The following is a 15,060-nucleotide window of genomic DNA, read 5'->3' as shown; positions in this document are numbered from 1 at the left end:
GGCGTTCTCTTTTCGGCCCGCCGTTCCGATACCGCATCCGTCAAGCCGTGACCAAGAGGCGAATATGCGACACCAACATGTAGCGCTGATCGGCGGTTCGGGTTTCATCGGCAGTCATCTCGTCAACGCGCTCGTCGATCTCGGCAAGAAAGTGCGCATCGCGACACGGCGGCGCGCCAACGCCGCGCATCTCACGCTGCTGCCCGTCGATGTCATCGAAACCGATGTGCACGATCCGCTGCAACTCGCTGCGTTCGTCGAGCAGGCCGATGCGGTGATCAATCTTGTCGGCGTGTTGCAAGGGCGGCGCGGCGAACCCTACGGGCCCGAATTTGCCCGCGCGCATGTCGAACTGCCGCGCAAGATTGCCGCCGCGTGCGAGGCGAAAGGCGTGCGGCGCCTGCTGCACATGAGCGCGATCGGCGCCGATTCGGACGGACCGAGCATGTATCTGCGCTCCAAGGGCGACGGCGAGAAGATCGTGCGCGAATCCGGCCTCGACTGGACGATCTTTCGCAGCTCGGTCGTCTTCGGTCCCGAAGACAATCTGCTCAACCAGTTCGCGTTTCTGGAGCGCGTGTTTCCGGTGATTCCGCTCGCCTGCGCCGACGCCCAGTTCCAGCCGGTGTTCGTCGGCGACGTCGCGAAGGCGATGGTCAACGTGCTCGACCTCGACGCCGCCAACCGCCACGTCTACGAACTCGCGGGGCCGGGCGTCTATACGCTGGCGGAACTGGTGCGTTTCGCGGGCGCGACCATCGGCAAACATGCGCGCATCATTAAGCTGCCGGAGAGCCTCGGCCGCCTTCAGGCGATGACCATGGAACTGGCGCCCGGCGAGCCTATCCTTTCGCGCGACAATCTCGATTCGATGAAAACGCCGAACATCGCGAGCGGGCCGCTTGCGCCGGAACTCGGTATCGAGGAACCGGCGAGCATCGAGGCGATCGCGCCGCTGTATCTCACGGGCAACTCGTCGCGCTCGCGCTTCAACTCTTTCCGCGCAACTGCGCATCGTTAAATTTTTGATTTCGACTGCATGAAACTCGTTATCGGTGACAAGCTCAATTCTTCCTGGTCGATGCGTCCGTGGGTGCTGCTCAAGCATTTCGGCATCCCGTTCGACGAAGTGCTGATCCGCCTCGGCCGCCACGATACGCAAGCGAACATTCTCGCCGTATCGCCGTCCGGCAAGGTGCCGTGCCTCGTCACCGAGGCGGGCGACGCCGTGTGGGAATCGCTGGCGATCATCGAGACGATTGCCGAGTTGCATCCCGAACACGCCATGTGGCCGCGCGATGCCGCCATTCGCGCGCGCGCCCGCAGCATCAGCGCGGAGATGCACGCCGGTTTCGCCGATCTGCGCCAGAACATGCCGATGGAAATCACGAAGCACGCGCCGGGCACGGGCGCGACGCCGGGCGTGCTGGCGAACATCGCGCGCATCGAGGCGATCTGGGCCGAATGTCTCGCGAAGTCGGGCGGGCCGTTTCTGTTCGGCGAGTTCGGCATTGCGGATGCGATGTTCGCGCCGGTCGTCATGCGCTTCAATTCCTACGGGCCGAAACTGAGCGAGACGTCGCGCGCGTATGCGAAGCGCATCACGGCACTGCCCGCGGTCGCGGCCTGGATCGACGGCGCGCGCGAGGAAACGCAATGAACATCTACGCCGTGGGCGGCGCGATCCGCGATGAATTGCTCGGCGTGCCGGTGGTGGATCGCGATTATGTAGTCGTCGGCGCGACGCCCGAGCAGATGGTGGCGCAGGGTTATCGGCCGGTGGGCAAAGATTTCCCCGTGTTCCTGCATCCGCAGACGCACGAGGAATACGCGCTCGCGCGCACCGAGCGCAAGACGGCGGCCGGCTATCACGGCTTCCAGTTCTACTATTCGCCGGACGTGACGCTCGAAGAAGACCTCGCGCGGCGCGATCTCACGATCAACGCGATGGCGCGCGAAGTCACGCCGTCGGGCGAGCTGACGGGTCCGGTCATCGATCCGTACGACGGCCAGTCCGATCTCGCGCGCAAGTTGTTCCGGCATGTGGGCGATGCGTTTATCGAAGATCCGGTGCGCATTCTCCGGCTCGCGCGCTTTGCGGCGCGTTTCGCGGATTTCGCCGTCGCGCCGCAAACCGATGCGCTGATGAAAAAGATGGTCGCCGCCGGCGAAGTCGATGCGCTCGTGCCCGAGCGCGTGTGGCAGGAAGTGTCGCGCGGACTGATGGAAAAGAAGCCGTCGCGCATGTTCGAGGTGCTGCGCGGCTGCGGCGCGCTCGTGCGCATCCTGCCCGAAGTCGATGCGCTATGGGGCGTGCCGCAGCGCGCCGACTATCATCCGGAAGTGGATACCGGCGTGCACGTGATGATGGTGCTCGACTACGCGGCGTCGCAAGGCTACGCGCTGCCGGTGCGCTTCGCCGCGCTCACGCACGATCTCGGCAAGGCGACCACGCCGGAAGACATTCTCCCGCGTCATATCGGGCATGAAGGGCGCAGCGTGGATTTGCTCCGGCCGCTGTGCGAGCGTCTGCGCGTGCCGAACGAATGCCGCGATCTGGCGGTGCTGGTCGCGCGCGAACACGGCAATATTCATCGCGTGATGGAGGCGGGCGCGGCCGCGCTGGTGCGGCTGTTCGAACGCGCCGATGCGCTGCGCAAACCGGCGCGCTTCGCCGAAGCGTTGCAGGCCTGCGTCGCCGATGCGCGCGGCAGGCTCGGTCTGGAGCAGCAGCCTTATCCGCAGGCGGAGCGCTTGCGCGAGGCACTCGTTGCGGCGCGATCCGTCGATGCGGGCGCGGTCGCGCAGCAATACGCCGATCAGCCGTCGAAGATCAAGGACGCCGTGCACGACGCGCGCGTCGATGCGGTGAAGACGGCGTTGCACGACGTCCGCGCCTGACGGGCCGAATTTACGCGTCGACTCAGCAGCCCGCTTCGCTTGCCAGCGCCGCGCGTATTGTTTCGACGGGCGCAGTCCAGTTCTCGGAAGTCGTTTGACGGACGAGCCGCATGTGCGGATACCACGGCGTGACCGCGGTATCGTGCATCCATCGCCAGTCGGTGCGGAGGGCGGGCAAGAGGAGCCAGCACGGCTTGCCGAGCGCGCCCGCCAGATGCGCGACGGCGGTGTCCACGCAAACGACGGCATCCAGTTGCGCGATCACGGCGGCGGTGTCCGCGAAATCCTGCATCGCCGATCCGACATGCAAAAGCGGCTGCGCAGGCGGCGGGTTGTGCGCCTCGTCCTCGCCCGCGCCCTTCTGCAGACTGACGAAACGTGCGCCGGGAATCGACCACAGCGGCGCGAGCGACGCGAGTCCGGGCAGCGAACGAAAACGATCGTTGGAATGCGTCGCGCTGCCTTTCCACACGAGGCCGATTTTCATTCCCGACAGCGGCTGCAGCAGCGGACGCCAGCGTTCGATATCGGCCTCTGCCGCGGAGATCACGCCCGCGGCGGAGGGAATGGTGCCGAGCGTCGTTCCGACATGCAGCGGGATGCTGAGCGGGAAGGTCCAGACATCGTAGTGCCGGGCATCCAGCCGCGCCGCGTTGTTCACGACAGCATCGACGGCGCGCGCGCCTTGCATCAGCCGATGCAACGGCTCCGGGCACGCGACGGTCACGTGCGCCGCGCCCAGCGCCTTGAGCACCGGAAAGTAGCGGCTGAACTGGATCATGTCGCCGTATCCCTGCTCGTAGGGCAAAAGCACCGACTTTCCTGCAAGCGGTTCGCCTTGCCACCGGGGTAGATCCAGATCCGGCGCAAACGTACTGCGCCGCGCGAGGCGCGCATCACAGCGATACTCATACAGCGTCCAGCCCTCGGCGTAGCGCCCCGCGCGCAGCAGCAGATGCGCGAGTTCCGCGCATGCCGCCGCATGCCGGGGATGAGTCGCCGACACGCGCCGGAACGCGGCCTCGGCTTCCGCAAGCCGTCCCTCTTCGCGAAACACGATGCCGAGGTGCAAATCGACATCGTTCGAATGCCGGGCGTCCCGTTCCTGCAGGCGGCGAAGGACGGCGGCGGCCTCGGCGAAACGTCGCTGATCGCAGAGCAGCATGCCGAGATTCAGCGCGGCGTCGGCGAAATCCGGCCTGAGTTCGAGCGCGCGCGAGAAAGCGGCCTCGGCCTTTTCGCACCGGTCCTGCTCCTTGAACATCACGCCCAGGTTGTTGTGCGTCTCGACGTGCGCGGGGTCGATTCTCAGCGCTTCGCGAAGCTCCGATTCGGCTTCTTCGTAACGGCGCTGGCCGGACAGCAGCATGCCCAGATTCGAGTGCGCCGGGCAGAAGCCGGGATGCATCGCGATGGCCTCGCGAAAGCAGCGTTCGGCGTCCGCCGTTTTGCCGAGCGCGAGAAACGACGCAGCCGCGACGTTCCACAAGGCCGGCGACGCCAGCCGCGCGCGCCAAGCGGCATCGACGCCGGCGAGCGCTTCGTGGAAACGATTGTTCAGATAATGGGCTTCCGCCAAGCGATATTGCTGATCGGCGGAAATGGCGTGTTGTCCGGGTACGGTCATCGTGTGGCGCTCGCTCGTGGGTCGAGGCAACGGCGCGCAGCCGGGGAATTGGCCCGTCCGGCGTCCGGCGGCCGTCGTCCGATCCGGGCGATTGTGTCAGCCACGGACGCGAAACGTCCTAGCCGCAGTCCGAATCTACGGCGCCGGATGCGCGCGTCAGAGCGCCCGCGCGATCAGCGAGAGGATGATCGACAGCAGCAACGTCGACATGAACGGAAACGAATACTCGCGCCCGAAGAGCCGCAGCGTGAAGTCGCCGGGCAGGCGCCCGATGCCGATCTTCCGGAGCCACGGCATCGAGCCGGAGAGGATCGCGAGCGCGATGAACGTGGTCAGCAGCCAGCGGATCATGATCGCGACTTATAAAGTGTGAGAACGCTCGCCGACCGCGAACGCGTCGAGCGTGCCGGGAATGCCGCGCGAAAACGCGATCACCTTGAACAACTCGCCCATCTCCGCCTCCGACAAGAGCTTCTGCACGGCATTCGCGGCCGGCAGGAAACGCCGCACATCCGATGGATCGAGTTCGCTGAGCACATCGGTGATGCCGGCGTTCATCAGAAAGCGCGCCTGCGACGTGAAGCCGAGCAGATCGGCGCCCGTCTCGACGCCCGCCTCCGCGATGCCCGTGAATTCGACGTGCGCCGTGATGTCCTGCAAGCCGGGGTACAAAAACGGGTCCGTGTGCGCGCGATGCCGGTAATGGCACATCAGCGTGCCGGCGGCGCGCTGGGCGTGATAGAACTCGCGCTGCGGGAATCCATAGTCGATGAAAAACGCCGCGCCGCGCGTGAGCATCGTGCAGACGGTTTTCGTGAAGGCGAGCGCGGCTTCGTGCGTTTCCGTCAGATACTCGGCGAAGGGTTCGTCGGCGGATTCGTCGATGGCGGCATCGATCAATTCGATTTGCGCGTCGGGCGTAATCGGCCGGTCGTCGAACGCGAAACGTCCGTTCAGCACGACGACGCCGCGCTCGTGCCACGCGCCAAGTTTGCGCACGACGAGGCGCACGGGCATCGCGTCGAGCACTTCGTTGCCGATCACGACGCCTTCGAAGCGGTCGGGCAGCGCGTCGAGCCATTTGACCTTCGCGGCGAGCGCGGGCGCTTCTTTGGCGAGCGTTTCGCGCTGGCGCTCGCGCAATTCGCCGGACAGATCGACGATCGAATAGCTGTCGAACGGGACGTCGAGATCGGTGAGCGCCGTGAGCAAGCCTGCCGCCAGCTTGCCGGTGCCCGCGCCGAATTCCATCAGCTCGCGCGTGCCGCTTTGCTGGAGCGCCTGCGCGAGCGGGCGCGCCAGCGTCGTCGCGAAAAGCGGGGACAATTCGGGCGCAGTGACGAAGTCGCTGCCGTCGTCGGCGAGACGGCCGAATTTCATCGCACCGCCGCCGTAGTAGCCGAGGCCGGGCGCGTAGAGCGCGAGGTCCATGTAGAGGTCGAACGGCAGCCAGCCGCGCGCCGCGGCAATGCGTCCGCGGATCAGGTCGGCCAGCGCGTCGGACTGCGCGAGCGCGTCGGCGCCCGGAGCAGGTAAACTATCGGATTGTCGGGCATTCGGATTCATCCCAGTATTGTAAATGAGCGCATCCACGTCGGTTTCTTCCGCCAACTCGCCGTCTTCCGGCTCCATTGCGCGTGCGCGCGCCGTGCTCGTGACGGGCGCGGCCAAGCGGATCGGACGCGGCATCGCGCTCGAATTCGCGCGGCAGGGCTGGGACGTGGCCGTGCACTACTGCGGCTCGGAGCACGAGGCGCGGGAAACCGTCGCGGAGATCGAGGCGCTCGGGCAGCGCGCGATCGCGCTACGCGCGGACCTCGGCGTCGAGGCGGACGTGGAACGGCTGGTGCCGGCGTGCGTCGAGGCGTTCGGCGGGCTTGCGTGTGTCGTGAACTGCGCGTCGCGTTTCGACGAGGACACGGCCACCGACTTCGGCTACGCGAAACTGCTGGAGATGACCGCGATCAACGTCGCCGCGCCGCTCACGCTCGCGCGCATGCTGCACGCCATCGTGCCGGATGCCGCCGCGGAGAACCCCGATGCGCGCGGCGTCGTCATCAACGTGCTCGACCAGAAGCTGTACAACATGAACCCGGATTACCTGTCGTACACGCTCACGAAGGCCGCGCTCGACAACGCCACGGTCGCGCTGGCGCAGGCGCTCGGGCCGAAACTGCGCGTGGTCGGCCTGGCGCCGGGCCTCACGCTGATTTCGACCGGGCAGACGCCCGCCTCGTTCGAGACGGCGCATCGCGTGACGCCGCTCAATCGCGCATCGACGGTGGCGGACGTCGCGCAGGCCGCCTGCTATCTGGCGAACGCGCACGGCGTGACGGGCACGACGCTCGTCGTCGATGGCGGCCAGCATCTCGTGCCGAGCCCGCGCGACGTGATGTACATGATCGGCACGCGCCAGCCGTAAGCTCCGGCGCGCCACGACTAACTTTTGGATGAAACCATGCTTGCCGCACTTTCGCATCCCCGGCTGACCGATTGCCGGCGGCTTTTTCTGCGCAACTACGAAGTGCGCATCAATATCGGCGTGCATGACTTCGAGAAGCGCGGCGAGCAGCGCGTCGTGATCAACGTCGAGCTGTTCGTGCCGCTCGCGCTGTCGACGCCCGTCGCCGACAAGCTGGCCGAAGTCGTCGATTACGACTTCATGCGCTCGACCATCGCGGCGCGCGTGAAGCGCGGCCATATTCACTTGCAGGAAACGCTGTGCGACGACGTCGCCGCCGCCTTGCTCGCGCATCCGAACGTGCGCGCGGTGGCCGTGTCGACGGAAAAGCCGGACGTCTATCCCGACTGCGACGCGGTGGGCGTCGAAGTCTTTCGCATCAAAGAGGAGCGAGCATGAACGCGCGCGAAGACATTCTCGAAGACCCGAAGCCCGCGCGCGAGGCCATGACCCGCCGCCAGCAAAAGGAAGCGTACGAGAACAACAAGTTGTTCAAGCGCATTGCGCGGCAGGTCGGCGAGGCGATCGGCGACTTCAACATGATCGAGCAGGGCGACCGCGTGATGGTGTGCCTCTCGGGCGGCAAAGACAGCTACGCGATGCTCGACGTGCTGATGCGCCTGCGCGAGCGCGCGCCGATCGACTTCGAAATTGTTGCGGTGAATCTCGATCAGAAGCAGCCGGGCTTTCCGGAGCACGTGCTGCCCGAGTATCTGAGCAAGCTCGACATTCCGTTTCATATCGAGAATCAGGACACGTACAGCATCGTCAAGCGCCTCGTGCCGGAAGGCAAGACGACGTGCTCGCTGTGCTCGCGCCTGCGCCGCGGCATTCTGTATCGCGTGGCGGGCGAGCTCGGCGCGACCAAGATCGCGCTCGGCCATCATCGCGACGACATCCTGCAGACGCTCTTGCTCAACATGTTCTATGGCGGCAAGCTGAAGGGCATGCCGCCCAAGCTGCAATCGGACGACGGCAAGAACGTCGTGATCCGGCCGCTCGCCTATGTGAAGGAAACGGATCTGGAAAAGTACGCCGAACTGCGCGAATTCCCGATCATTCCGTGCAACCTGTGCGGCAGTCAGCCGAATCTGAAACGCGCGGAAATGAAGGCGCTGATCCGCGACTGGGACAAGCGTTTTCCGGGGCGCGTGGAGAACATGTTCAACGCGCTGTCGAAGGTGGTGCCGTCGCATCTGATGGACAGCACGCTGTTCCCGTTCGCCGGGCTGCGCGCGACGGGCGAGGCCGATCCGCAAGGCGATATCGCGTTCGACGAGGAGCCGTGCGCGAGCGAGCCGTCAGCGCCGACAAAATCCATTTCGATTGTGCAGTTCGACGACTTGTAACCGTTGTTATATAAGGCTACAGCGTGGCTTTTGCCGCACTGCGTCAAATAGCCCGGTGATATATTGACGGCTCGTTCTACCCAGCAAGGCTTTCCGCGATGAACATCGTTATTCTGGCTGCCGGCATGGGCAAGCGCATGCGCTCCGCTCTGCCGAAAGTACTTCATTCATTGGCGGGCAAGCCGCTACTGGCGCATGTCATCGACACCGCGCGCACGCTCTCGCCGACGCGGCTCGTCGTCGTCGTCGGACACGGCGCGGAGAAGGTCCGCGAAGCCGTCGGCGCGCCGGACGTCCAGTTCGCCGTCCAGGACAAACAGCTCGGCACCGGCCACGCCGTGCAGCAGGCCTTGCCGCTGCTCGATACCGCCGTTCCTACGCTCGTGCTGTACGGCGACGTGCCGCTCACGCGCGCAAGCACGCTCAAACGTCTGATCGATGCCGCGGGCGCCGGTCGTTACGGCGTGCTGACCGTGAACGTCGCCGATCCGGCCGGTTACGGGCGCATCGTGCGCGACGCGGCTGGCAAAGTTAAAAAGATCGTCGAACAGAAAGACGCGAGCGAGGAAGAACGGCGCATCGCGGAAATCAACACGGGCATCGTCATCACGCCGACGCGCACGCTCGAAACCTGGCTCGCCTCGCTGAAGAACGACAACGCGCAGGGCGAGTTCTATCTGACCGATGTCGTCGAACGCGCGATTCAATCGGGCGTCGAGGTCGTGACCGCGCAGCCGGACGCCGAATGGGAAACGCTCGGCGTGAACAGCAAGATTCAGCTCGCGGAGCTGGAGCGCGTGCATCAGCGCAACGTCGCGTATGCGCTGCTCGACGCGGGCGTGACGCTCATGGATCCGGCGCGCATTGACGTGCGCGGTTCGCTCGAATGCGGCACGGATGTGTCGATCGACGTGAACTGCGTGTTCGAAGGACACGTCAAGATCGGCGACAACGTGACAATCGGCCCGAACTGCGTGCTGCGCGATGCCGTGATCGGCGCGGGCACACGCGTGGATGCCTATACGCATATCGAAGGCGCCACGGCCGGCGCGAATGTCGTGCTCGGGCCGTACGCGCGGCTGCGTCCGGGCGCCACGCTCGGCGACGAAGCGCACGTCGGCAACTTCGTCGAGGTGAAGAATGCAGTGCTCGGGCACGGCTCGAAGGCGAACCATCTCACCTATATCGGCGACTCGGACATCGGCGCGCGCGTGAATGTCGGCGCGGGCACGATCACCTGCAATTACGACGGCGCGAACAAGCATCGCACGGTTATCGGCGACGATGTCTTCGTCGGGTCGGATACGCAACTGGTCGCGCCGGTGCGCATCGGGCGCGGCGTGACGATCGCGGCGGGCACGACCGTCTGGAAAGACGTGGGCGACGGCGAACTCGTGCTCAACGAGAAGACGCAAGTGAGCCGTACGGGCTACGTGCGCCCGGTCAAACAAAAGAAGTCGTAAGGCTGCCGTTTCGTTCAGTCAGACGCGCGCGGCGCCTCGTATGCCGCGTTTTCAAATGCAAGTTTCGAAGGATGAACGCCCATGTGCGGAATTGTCGGCGCGGTAGCGCAACGTAACATCGTCCCGGTGCTGGTCGAAGGCCTGCGCCGCCTCGAGTATCGCGGTTATGACTCGTGCGGCGTGGCCGTGCTGAGCAACGGCGAGCCGCGCCGCGCACGCAGCGTCGAGCGCGTGGCGGATCTCGATGCGCAAGTGCGCGAAACGCATCTGAGCGGCATGACCGGCATCGCGCACACGCGCTGGGCAACGCACGGCGCGCCCGTCACCGACAACGCGCACCCCATTTTTTCGCGCGATACCGTGGCGCTCGTGCATAACGGCATCATCGAGAACTACGAGACGCTGCGCGAAATGCTCAAGGGCAAAGGCTACGAGTTCGTGTCGCAGACGGACACCGAAGTCATCGCGCATCTGATTCACAGCATGTATCGCGGCGACCTGTTCCAGACCGTGCGCGACGCCGTCAGGCAACTGCACGGCGCTTATGCCATCGCCGTGATCCACAAGGATCAGCCGCATACGGTGGTGGGCGCGCGCCAGGGTTCGCCGCTCGTCGTCGGTGTGGGCCAGGGCGAGAACTTCCTCGCTTCCGACGCGCTCGCGCTTGCCGGCAGCACGGACCACTTCGCGTTTCTGGAAGAGGGCGATGTCGTGGAGATCGGGCTCGACGGCGTGAAGATCGTTGATCGCGAAGGCCTGCCCGCCGAGCGCGAAGTGCGCGTGGTGACGGCGTACGGCGGCGCGGTGGAACTCGGGCCGTACCGGCATTTCATGCAGAAGGAAATCTTCGAGCAGCCGCGCGCGATCACCGACACGATCCCGCAAGCCGATCACTTCGATCCGGCGCTGTTCGGCGCGGGCGCAGGCGACGTATTCGCGGGCATCGACAGCCTGCTGATTCTCGCGTGCGGCACGAGCTATTACTCGGGGCTGACGGCGAAGTACTGGCTCGAATCGATCGCGAAGATTCCGACGCAGGTCGAGATTGCGAGCGAGTACCGGTATCGCGAGTCGGTGCCGAATCCGAAGGCGCTGGTCGTCGTCATCTCGCAATCGGGCGAAACCGCCGATACGCTCGCCGCGCTGAAGCACGCGCAATCGCTCGGCCATAAGCACACGCTGGCCGTGTGCAACGTCGCGACGAGTGCGATGGTGCGCCAGACCGAATTCGCGTTCCTGACGCACGCGGGCACGGAAATCGGCGTGGCGTCGACGAAGGCGTTCACGACGCAGCTCGTCGGCCTGTTCGTGCTCGCGGTGACGCTCGCGAAGATGCGCGGTCACGTGAATGCGAAGCAGGAGGCGGCTTATTTCGGGCAACTGCGGCACTTGCCGGCGGCGTTGAACAGCGTGCTGGCGCTGGAACCGCAGATCATCGCGTGGTCGGAGGAGTTCGCGCGCAAGGAAAATGCGCTGTTCCTCGGACGCGGGCTGCATTATCCGATTGCGCTCGAAGGCGCGTTGAAGTTGAAGGAAATTTCGTACATCCACGCGGAAGCGTATCCGGCGGGCGAACTGAAGCACGGACCGCTCGCGCTGGTGACCGAGGCCATGCCCGTCGTGACGGTCGCGCCGAACGATACGCTGCTCGAGAAGCTCAAGTCGAACATGCAGGAAGTGCGGGCGCGCGGCGGCGAGTTGTATGTGTTCGCGGATGCGGATACGCGCATCGTCAGCGAAGACGGTATTCATGTGATCCGCATGCCGGAGCACTACGGGCCGCTCTCGCCGATCCTGCACGTCGTGCCGTTGCAGTTGCTGGCGTATCACACGGCTTGCGCGCGTGGGACGGATGTCGATAAGCCGCGGAATCTGGCGAAGTCGGTGACGGTGGAGTAAGAGCGCGAGGTTTGCGCGTTCATCTCTCGCTAAGAAGCGCCTCTTCGGAGGCGCTTTTTTTTCGCGCTCCGAGTTGCTTCGACACGCCCGCCGCCACGAATAGCGGCGTGATCGCGCCACACACTAGAACAGCCACCTGTGGACAACCTTGTTGGCATTCCACCGAGTTAACTGTTGGTCCTTTCTGAACAACTCGCGGCAACGTCAATTCGCGCGAAAGTTGTTCAAGCCTCAGCCCGAAACCGCATGCGATATACCGGACTTGTTTACGCGATAAGTCCCTGATGCGAAACGCACGATCGTGGTTATCCACTGAAAACCGAGGGGCTTGTTAACTACTACTACGTATACATACGATCTCTTCTGTTTACTTAAGCAAGCAGGCTGCGCTGCTCAAAACCACCGCGCTTCGCGAGCTTCGCCTCAACCCGCCCCATGCACTTGCCTCAGCCGCTCCCGGCTATTGCTGAGATGCATGCGCATCGCGGCGCGCGCATCGTCGGGATCCTGGCGCACGATCGCCTGATAGATCGCCCTGTGTTCAGCGAGCACATGCCGCAACCGCTCGACCTGATCGAGTTCGGCGATCTCCGCTTTGCCCAGACGCGTACGCGGACTGACGCCGCGTCCCATTTGACTCAGCACATCGTAGAAATAGCGGTTGCCGCTCGCGCGCGCGATCTGAAGATGAAACTCGACGTCGTGTTGCAGCACGTCCGTGCTGCCGTTCGCCAGTTGCTCCTCGAATTTTTTGAGCGCGGCTGAGATCTGTTTCAGATGGGCATCGGTGCGTCGTCCGGCGGCGAGCGCCGCAGCCGCGCCTTCCAGATCGATGCGAAACTCGATGATCGCCATGATGTCGAGCAGACTCGACAGATCGGCGTCCTGCAGGCGCACCGCCTCGCGCTCCTCCGGCGCCCGGATGAATGTGCCGATGCCATGCCGCGTCTCGACGACATTCGCCGCCTGCAAGCGCGATACCGCCTCGCGCACGACCGAGCGGCTCACCGACAACTGCTTCATGAGCGCGGCTTCGGTCGGAATCTTGTCGCCGGGACGCAGCGCGCCTCGCTCGATATCCTCGAAAAGGGTAGCGACGACTTTATCGGTGAGAATGCCCATGTGTGACTTGCGGTTCGTTCGGTGCGGTTATTCGGATTGACGTAGCGTGCGTTGTCGGACATCTTGATGTGGCCTCACAGCTTCGGGACGGCGCAGGGCACTGCCTCTACGCACAATGCAGATCAAGATGTCGGACAACGCATCATCCGGCCGACGGCATCGCGCGTCAATTCGGCGCTTCCAGTATCCGATACACGTAAAGATATAAGACATCATATAAGTACGACAAACTCAAGCAGCAATAAAACAGAATAAAATCAAGCAAACTAGGGTTTACGCCCCTGTATGTGCACCCTGTTGCAGCGGTACCCTGTGTTAAGACGTCTGATGACATTGCGCCTCAGACACACGGCTTTCAAACAGATCGTAGTCGTCACAGGGAGGCATCATGCCGTCGTCGTCACCGTATCAACCGCTGCCCAACGCATTCCGGGCGTCGCTGCGCGAGCGCAAGAAACTGATCGGATGCTGGATGTCGCTTGCGAGCCCGATCGCCACCGAGCTCGTCGGCGTGGTCGGCTTCGACTGGATGCTGCTCGACGCCGAACACGCGCCGAACGACGCCCTGACGCTCATTCCGCAACTGATGGCGCTCAAGGACAGCGTGAGCGCGCCCGTCGTGCGCCCGCAGGCCAACGACGCCATCGTCATCAAGAAGCTGCTCGACTCGGGCTTCGTCAATTTCCTGATCCCGTTCGTCGACAGCGCCGCCGATGCAAAACGCGCCGTCGCCGCAACGCGCTATCCTCCACATGGCATCCGCGGCGTGTCGGTCGGGCATCGCGGCAACAAGTACGGCACCGTCGCGAACTATTTCCAGATCGCGAACGACAATATCAGCGTCGCGGTCCAGATCGAGAGCCGCGCGGCGGTCGAGGCGATCGACGAGATCATCGCGGTCGAAGGCGTCGATGCGCTGTTCGTCGGTCCTTCGGATCTCGCCGCCGCGTACGGACATCTCGGCAACGCGAGTCACCCCGACGTGCAGGCGGCCATCGCGCACGTGTTTGAGCGCGCGCACGCGGCGGGCAAGCCGAGCGGCATCCTCGCGCCGGTGCAGGAAGACGCCGAGCGTTACATCGCGATGGGCAGCACGCTCGTCGCCGTATGCGCCGACCTGGGCCTGCTCAGAAACGCGGCGCAGGGCGTGAGGAAACATTTCATCGCGGAGTGAGCGCACGCTCCACACGCGCCGGACAAAGCAAAACGAAAGCAAAACGAATCGACATCAAGGAGCGATACATGCAAAAGGCAGGCTTTATCGGACTGGGCATCATGGGCAATCCCATGGCGGCCAATCTTCTCAAGAACGGCGTGCAGCTCGCGGCGTACACCCGCAGCGGTGTGTCCGCCGAGCTTACGCAGGCGGGCGCCACGGCGTGCGATTCCCCCGCGGCCGTCGCCGAGAAGGCCGACGTGATCTTCGTCATGGTGCCGGACACGCCCGACGTCGAGAAAGTGCTGTTCGGCGAGAACGGCGTCGCGGACAAGCTGAAGGCGGGGCAGATCGTCGTCGACATGAGTTCGATTTCGCCGATCGCCACGCGCGAGTTCGCGGCGAAGGTGCGCGAGAAGGGCGCCGATTATCTCGACGCGCCCGTTTCCGGCGGCGAAGTCGGCGCGAAGGCTGCGTCGCTCACGATCATGGTCGGCGGCGCGCAGGCAACCTTCGACAAGGTCAAGCCGCTCTTCGACATGATGGGCAAGAACATCTCGCTGATCGGCGAAGTCGGCGCGGGTCAGGTCTGCAAGGTCGCGAATCAGGTGATCGTCGCGGCGACGATCGAGGCTGTCGGCGAAGCGTTGTTGCTCGCGTCGAAGGCCGGCGTCGATGCCGAGAAGGTTCGCACGGCGCTGATGGGCGGCTTCGCGTCGTCGCGCATTCTCGAAGTGCACGGCGAGCGCATGACCAAGCGCACGTTCAATCCGGGCTTCCGCATCGAGCTGCATCAAAAGGATCTGAATCTGGCGCTCGCGACGGCGCAGGCGCTCGGCGTCGCGCTGCCGAACACGTCGAACTGCATGCAGTTGTTCAACGCATGCGCCGCGCACGGCGGCAAGGCGTGGGATCACTCGGGCATGGTGCGCGCACTCGAAATCATGGCCAATCACGAGATCGGTCAGGGCACGAAGTAGGCGTCATCGTTTGCCCAATGTGGATCGCTGCCGGCTTCGCGCCGGCAGTTTCGTTTCCGGCGTCCTTCGCTGGGCTCGCCGGACGGCGCGTTCAAGGGCGGC

At 64.5% G+C, this 15,060-nt stretch carries 14 protein-coding genes; 10 read left to right on the top strand and 4 right to left on the bottom strand.

The annotated features are described in order from the left end of the window. Window positions 1-64 precede the first annotated feature (64 nt). From BRPE64_RS12865 to BRPE64_RS12855, 3 genes are read left to right on the top strand one after another with little or no spacing between them, the layout of a single operon-like run. Window positions 65-1,021 carry a complex I NDUFA9 subunit family protein gene (locus BRPE64_RS12865; protein WP_016346555.1) on the top strand — a complete coding sequence of 319 codons (957 nt, stop codon included), beginning with the start codon at window positions 65-67 and terminating at the stop codon, window positions 1,019-1,021. 18 nt (window positions 1,022-1,039) lie between these two features. Continuing rightward, window positions 1,040-1,660, top strand: coding sequence for a glutathione S-transferase family protein (locus tag BRPE64_RS12860; protein ID WP_016346554.1), 621 nt, complete (start codon window positions 1,040-1,042; stop codon window positions 1,658-1,660). Beyond that, window positions 1,657-2,901 (top strand): multifunctional CCA addition/repair protein, encoded by a 1,245-nt coding sequence (locus BRPE64_RS12855; RefSeq protein ID WP_016346553.1) that lies wholly within the window; start codon window positions 1,657-1,659, stop codon window positions 2,899-2,901. The genes BRPE64_RS12860 and BRPE64_RS12855 overlap by 4 nt, the downstream gene beginning before the upstream one ends. 22 nt (window positions 2,902-2,923) lie before the next feature. On the opposite strand, the gene BRPE64_RS12850 is transcribed toward BRPE64_RS12855, so the two are convergent. The 3 genes from BRPE64_RS12850 to BRPE64_RS12840 all read right to left on the bottom strand — a co-directional run bounded on the left by BRPE64_RS12850 (window position 2,924) and on the right by BRPE64_RS12840 (window position 6,094). Next, window positions 2,924-4,528 carry a tetratricopeptide repeat protein gene (locus tag BRPE64_RS12850; RefSeq protein WP_016346552.1) on the bottom strand — a complete coding sequence of 535 codons (1,605 nt, stop codon included), beginning with the start codon at window positions 4,526-4,528 and terminating at the stop codon, window positions 2,924-2,926. A gap of 156 nt (window positions 4,529-4,684) precedes the next feature. Beyond that, entirely contained in the window at window positions 4,685-4,879 is a 195-nt protein-coding gene (locus tag BRPE64_RS12845) for a DUF2905 domain-containing protein (protein ID WP_016346551.1), read from the bottom strand. A gap of 9 nt (window positions 4,880-4,888) precedes the next feature. After that, the gene (locus tag BRPE64_RS12840; RefSeq protein ID WP_044041678.1) at window positions 4,889-6,094 is read right to left on the bottom strand and encodes a class I SAM-dependent methyltransferase; all 1,206 of its coding nucleotides are present in this window, start codon (window positions 6,092-6,094) and stop codon (window positions 4,889-4,891) included. Window positions 6,095-6,107: 13 nt separating this feature from the next. Between BRPE64_RS12840 and BRPE64_RS12835 the strand changes: the two genes are divergently transcribed. From BRPE64_RS12835 to glmS, 5 genes are all read left to right on the top strand, one after another. Further along, window positions 6,108-6,950, top strand: coding sequence for an SDR family oxidoreductase (locus tag BRPE64_RS12835; RefSeq protein WP_044041676.1), 843 nt, complete (start codon window positions 6,108-6,110; stop codon window positions 6,948-6,950). A gap of 36 nt (window positions 6,951-6,986) precedes the next feature. Continuing rightward, a complete protein-coding gene (locus BRPE64_RS12830) occupies window positions 6,987-7,388 on the top strand; it encodes a dihydroneopterin aldolase (protein WP_044041674.1) in 402 nt (133 codons plus the stop codon). Continuing rightward, complete coding sequence (gene ttcA, locus BRPE64_RS12825) at window positions 7,385-8,338, top strand: tRNA 2-thiocytidine(32) synthetase TtcA (RefSeq protein ID WP_016346547.1); 954 nt, start codon at window positions 7,385-7,387, stop codon at window positions 8,336-8,338. Before BRPE64_RS12830 ends, ttcA begins: the two co-directional genes overlap by 4 nt. Window positions 8,339-8,436: 98 nt before the next feature. Further along, the gene (gene glmU / locus BRPE64_RS12820; protein WP_016346546.1) at window positions 8,437-9,801 is read left to right on the top strand and encodes a bifunctional UDP-N-acetylglucosamine diphosphorylase/glucosamine-1-phosphate N-acetyltransferase GlmU; all 1,365 of its coding nucleotides are present in this window, start codon (window positions 8,437-8,439) and stop codon (window positions 9,799-9,801) included. A gap of 81 nt (window positions 9,802-9,882) precedes the next feature. Beyond that, a complete protein-coding gene (gene glmS / locus BRPE64_RS12815) occupies window positions 9,883-11,700 on the top strand; it encodes a glutamine--fructose-6-phosphate transaminase (isomerizing) (RefSeq protein ID WP_016346545.1) in 1,818 nt (605 codons plus the stop codon). A gap of 423 nt (window positions 11,701-12,123) precedes the next feature. Here glmS and BRPE64_RS12810 read toward each other — a convergent pair whose 3' ends face one another. Further along, the gene (locus BRPE64_RS12810) at window positions 12,124-12,822 is read right to left on the bottom strand and encodes a FadR/GntR family transcriptional regulator (RefSeq protein WP_016346544.1); all 699 of its coding nucleotides are present in this window, start codon (window positions 12,820-12,822) and stop codon (window positions 12,124-12,126) included. Between the two features lie 388 nt (window positions 12,823-13,210). Here BRPE64_RS12810 and garL point away from each other — a divergent pair, with 388 nt between their 5' ends. Together garL and BRPE64_RS12800 are read left to right on the top strand one after the other, a co-directional pair. Beyond that, entirely contained in the window at window positions 13,211-13,996 is a 786-nt protein-coding gene (garL, locus tag BRPE64_RS12805; protein WP_016346543.1) for a 2-dehydro-3-deoxyglucarate aldolase, read from the top strand. Then, complete coding sequence (locus BRPE64_RS12800) at window positions 13,930-14,958, top strand: 2-hydroxy-3-oxopropionate reductase (RefSeq protein WP_232519181.1); 1,029 nt, start codon at window positions 13,930-13,932, stop codon at window positions 14,956-14,958. Before garL ends, BRPE64_RS12800 begins: the two co-directional genes overlap by 67 nt. Window positions 14,959-15,060: the final 102 nt, after the last annotated feature.

The organism is Caballeronia insecticola (assembly GCF_000402035.1).
Classification (GTDB): domain Bacteria; phylum Pseudomonadota; class Gammaproteobacteria; order Burkholderiales; family Burkholderiaceae; genus Caballeronia; species Caballeronia insecticola.
This window is presented reverse-complemented; position numbering and strand designations above follow the sequence as displayed.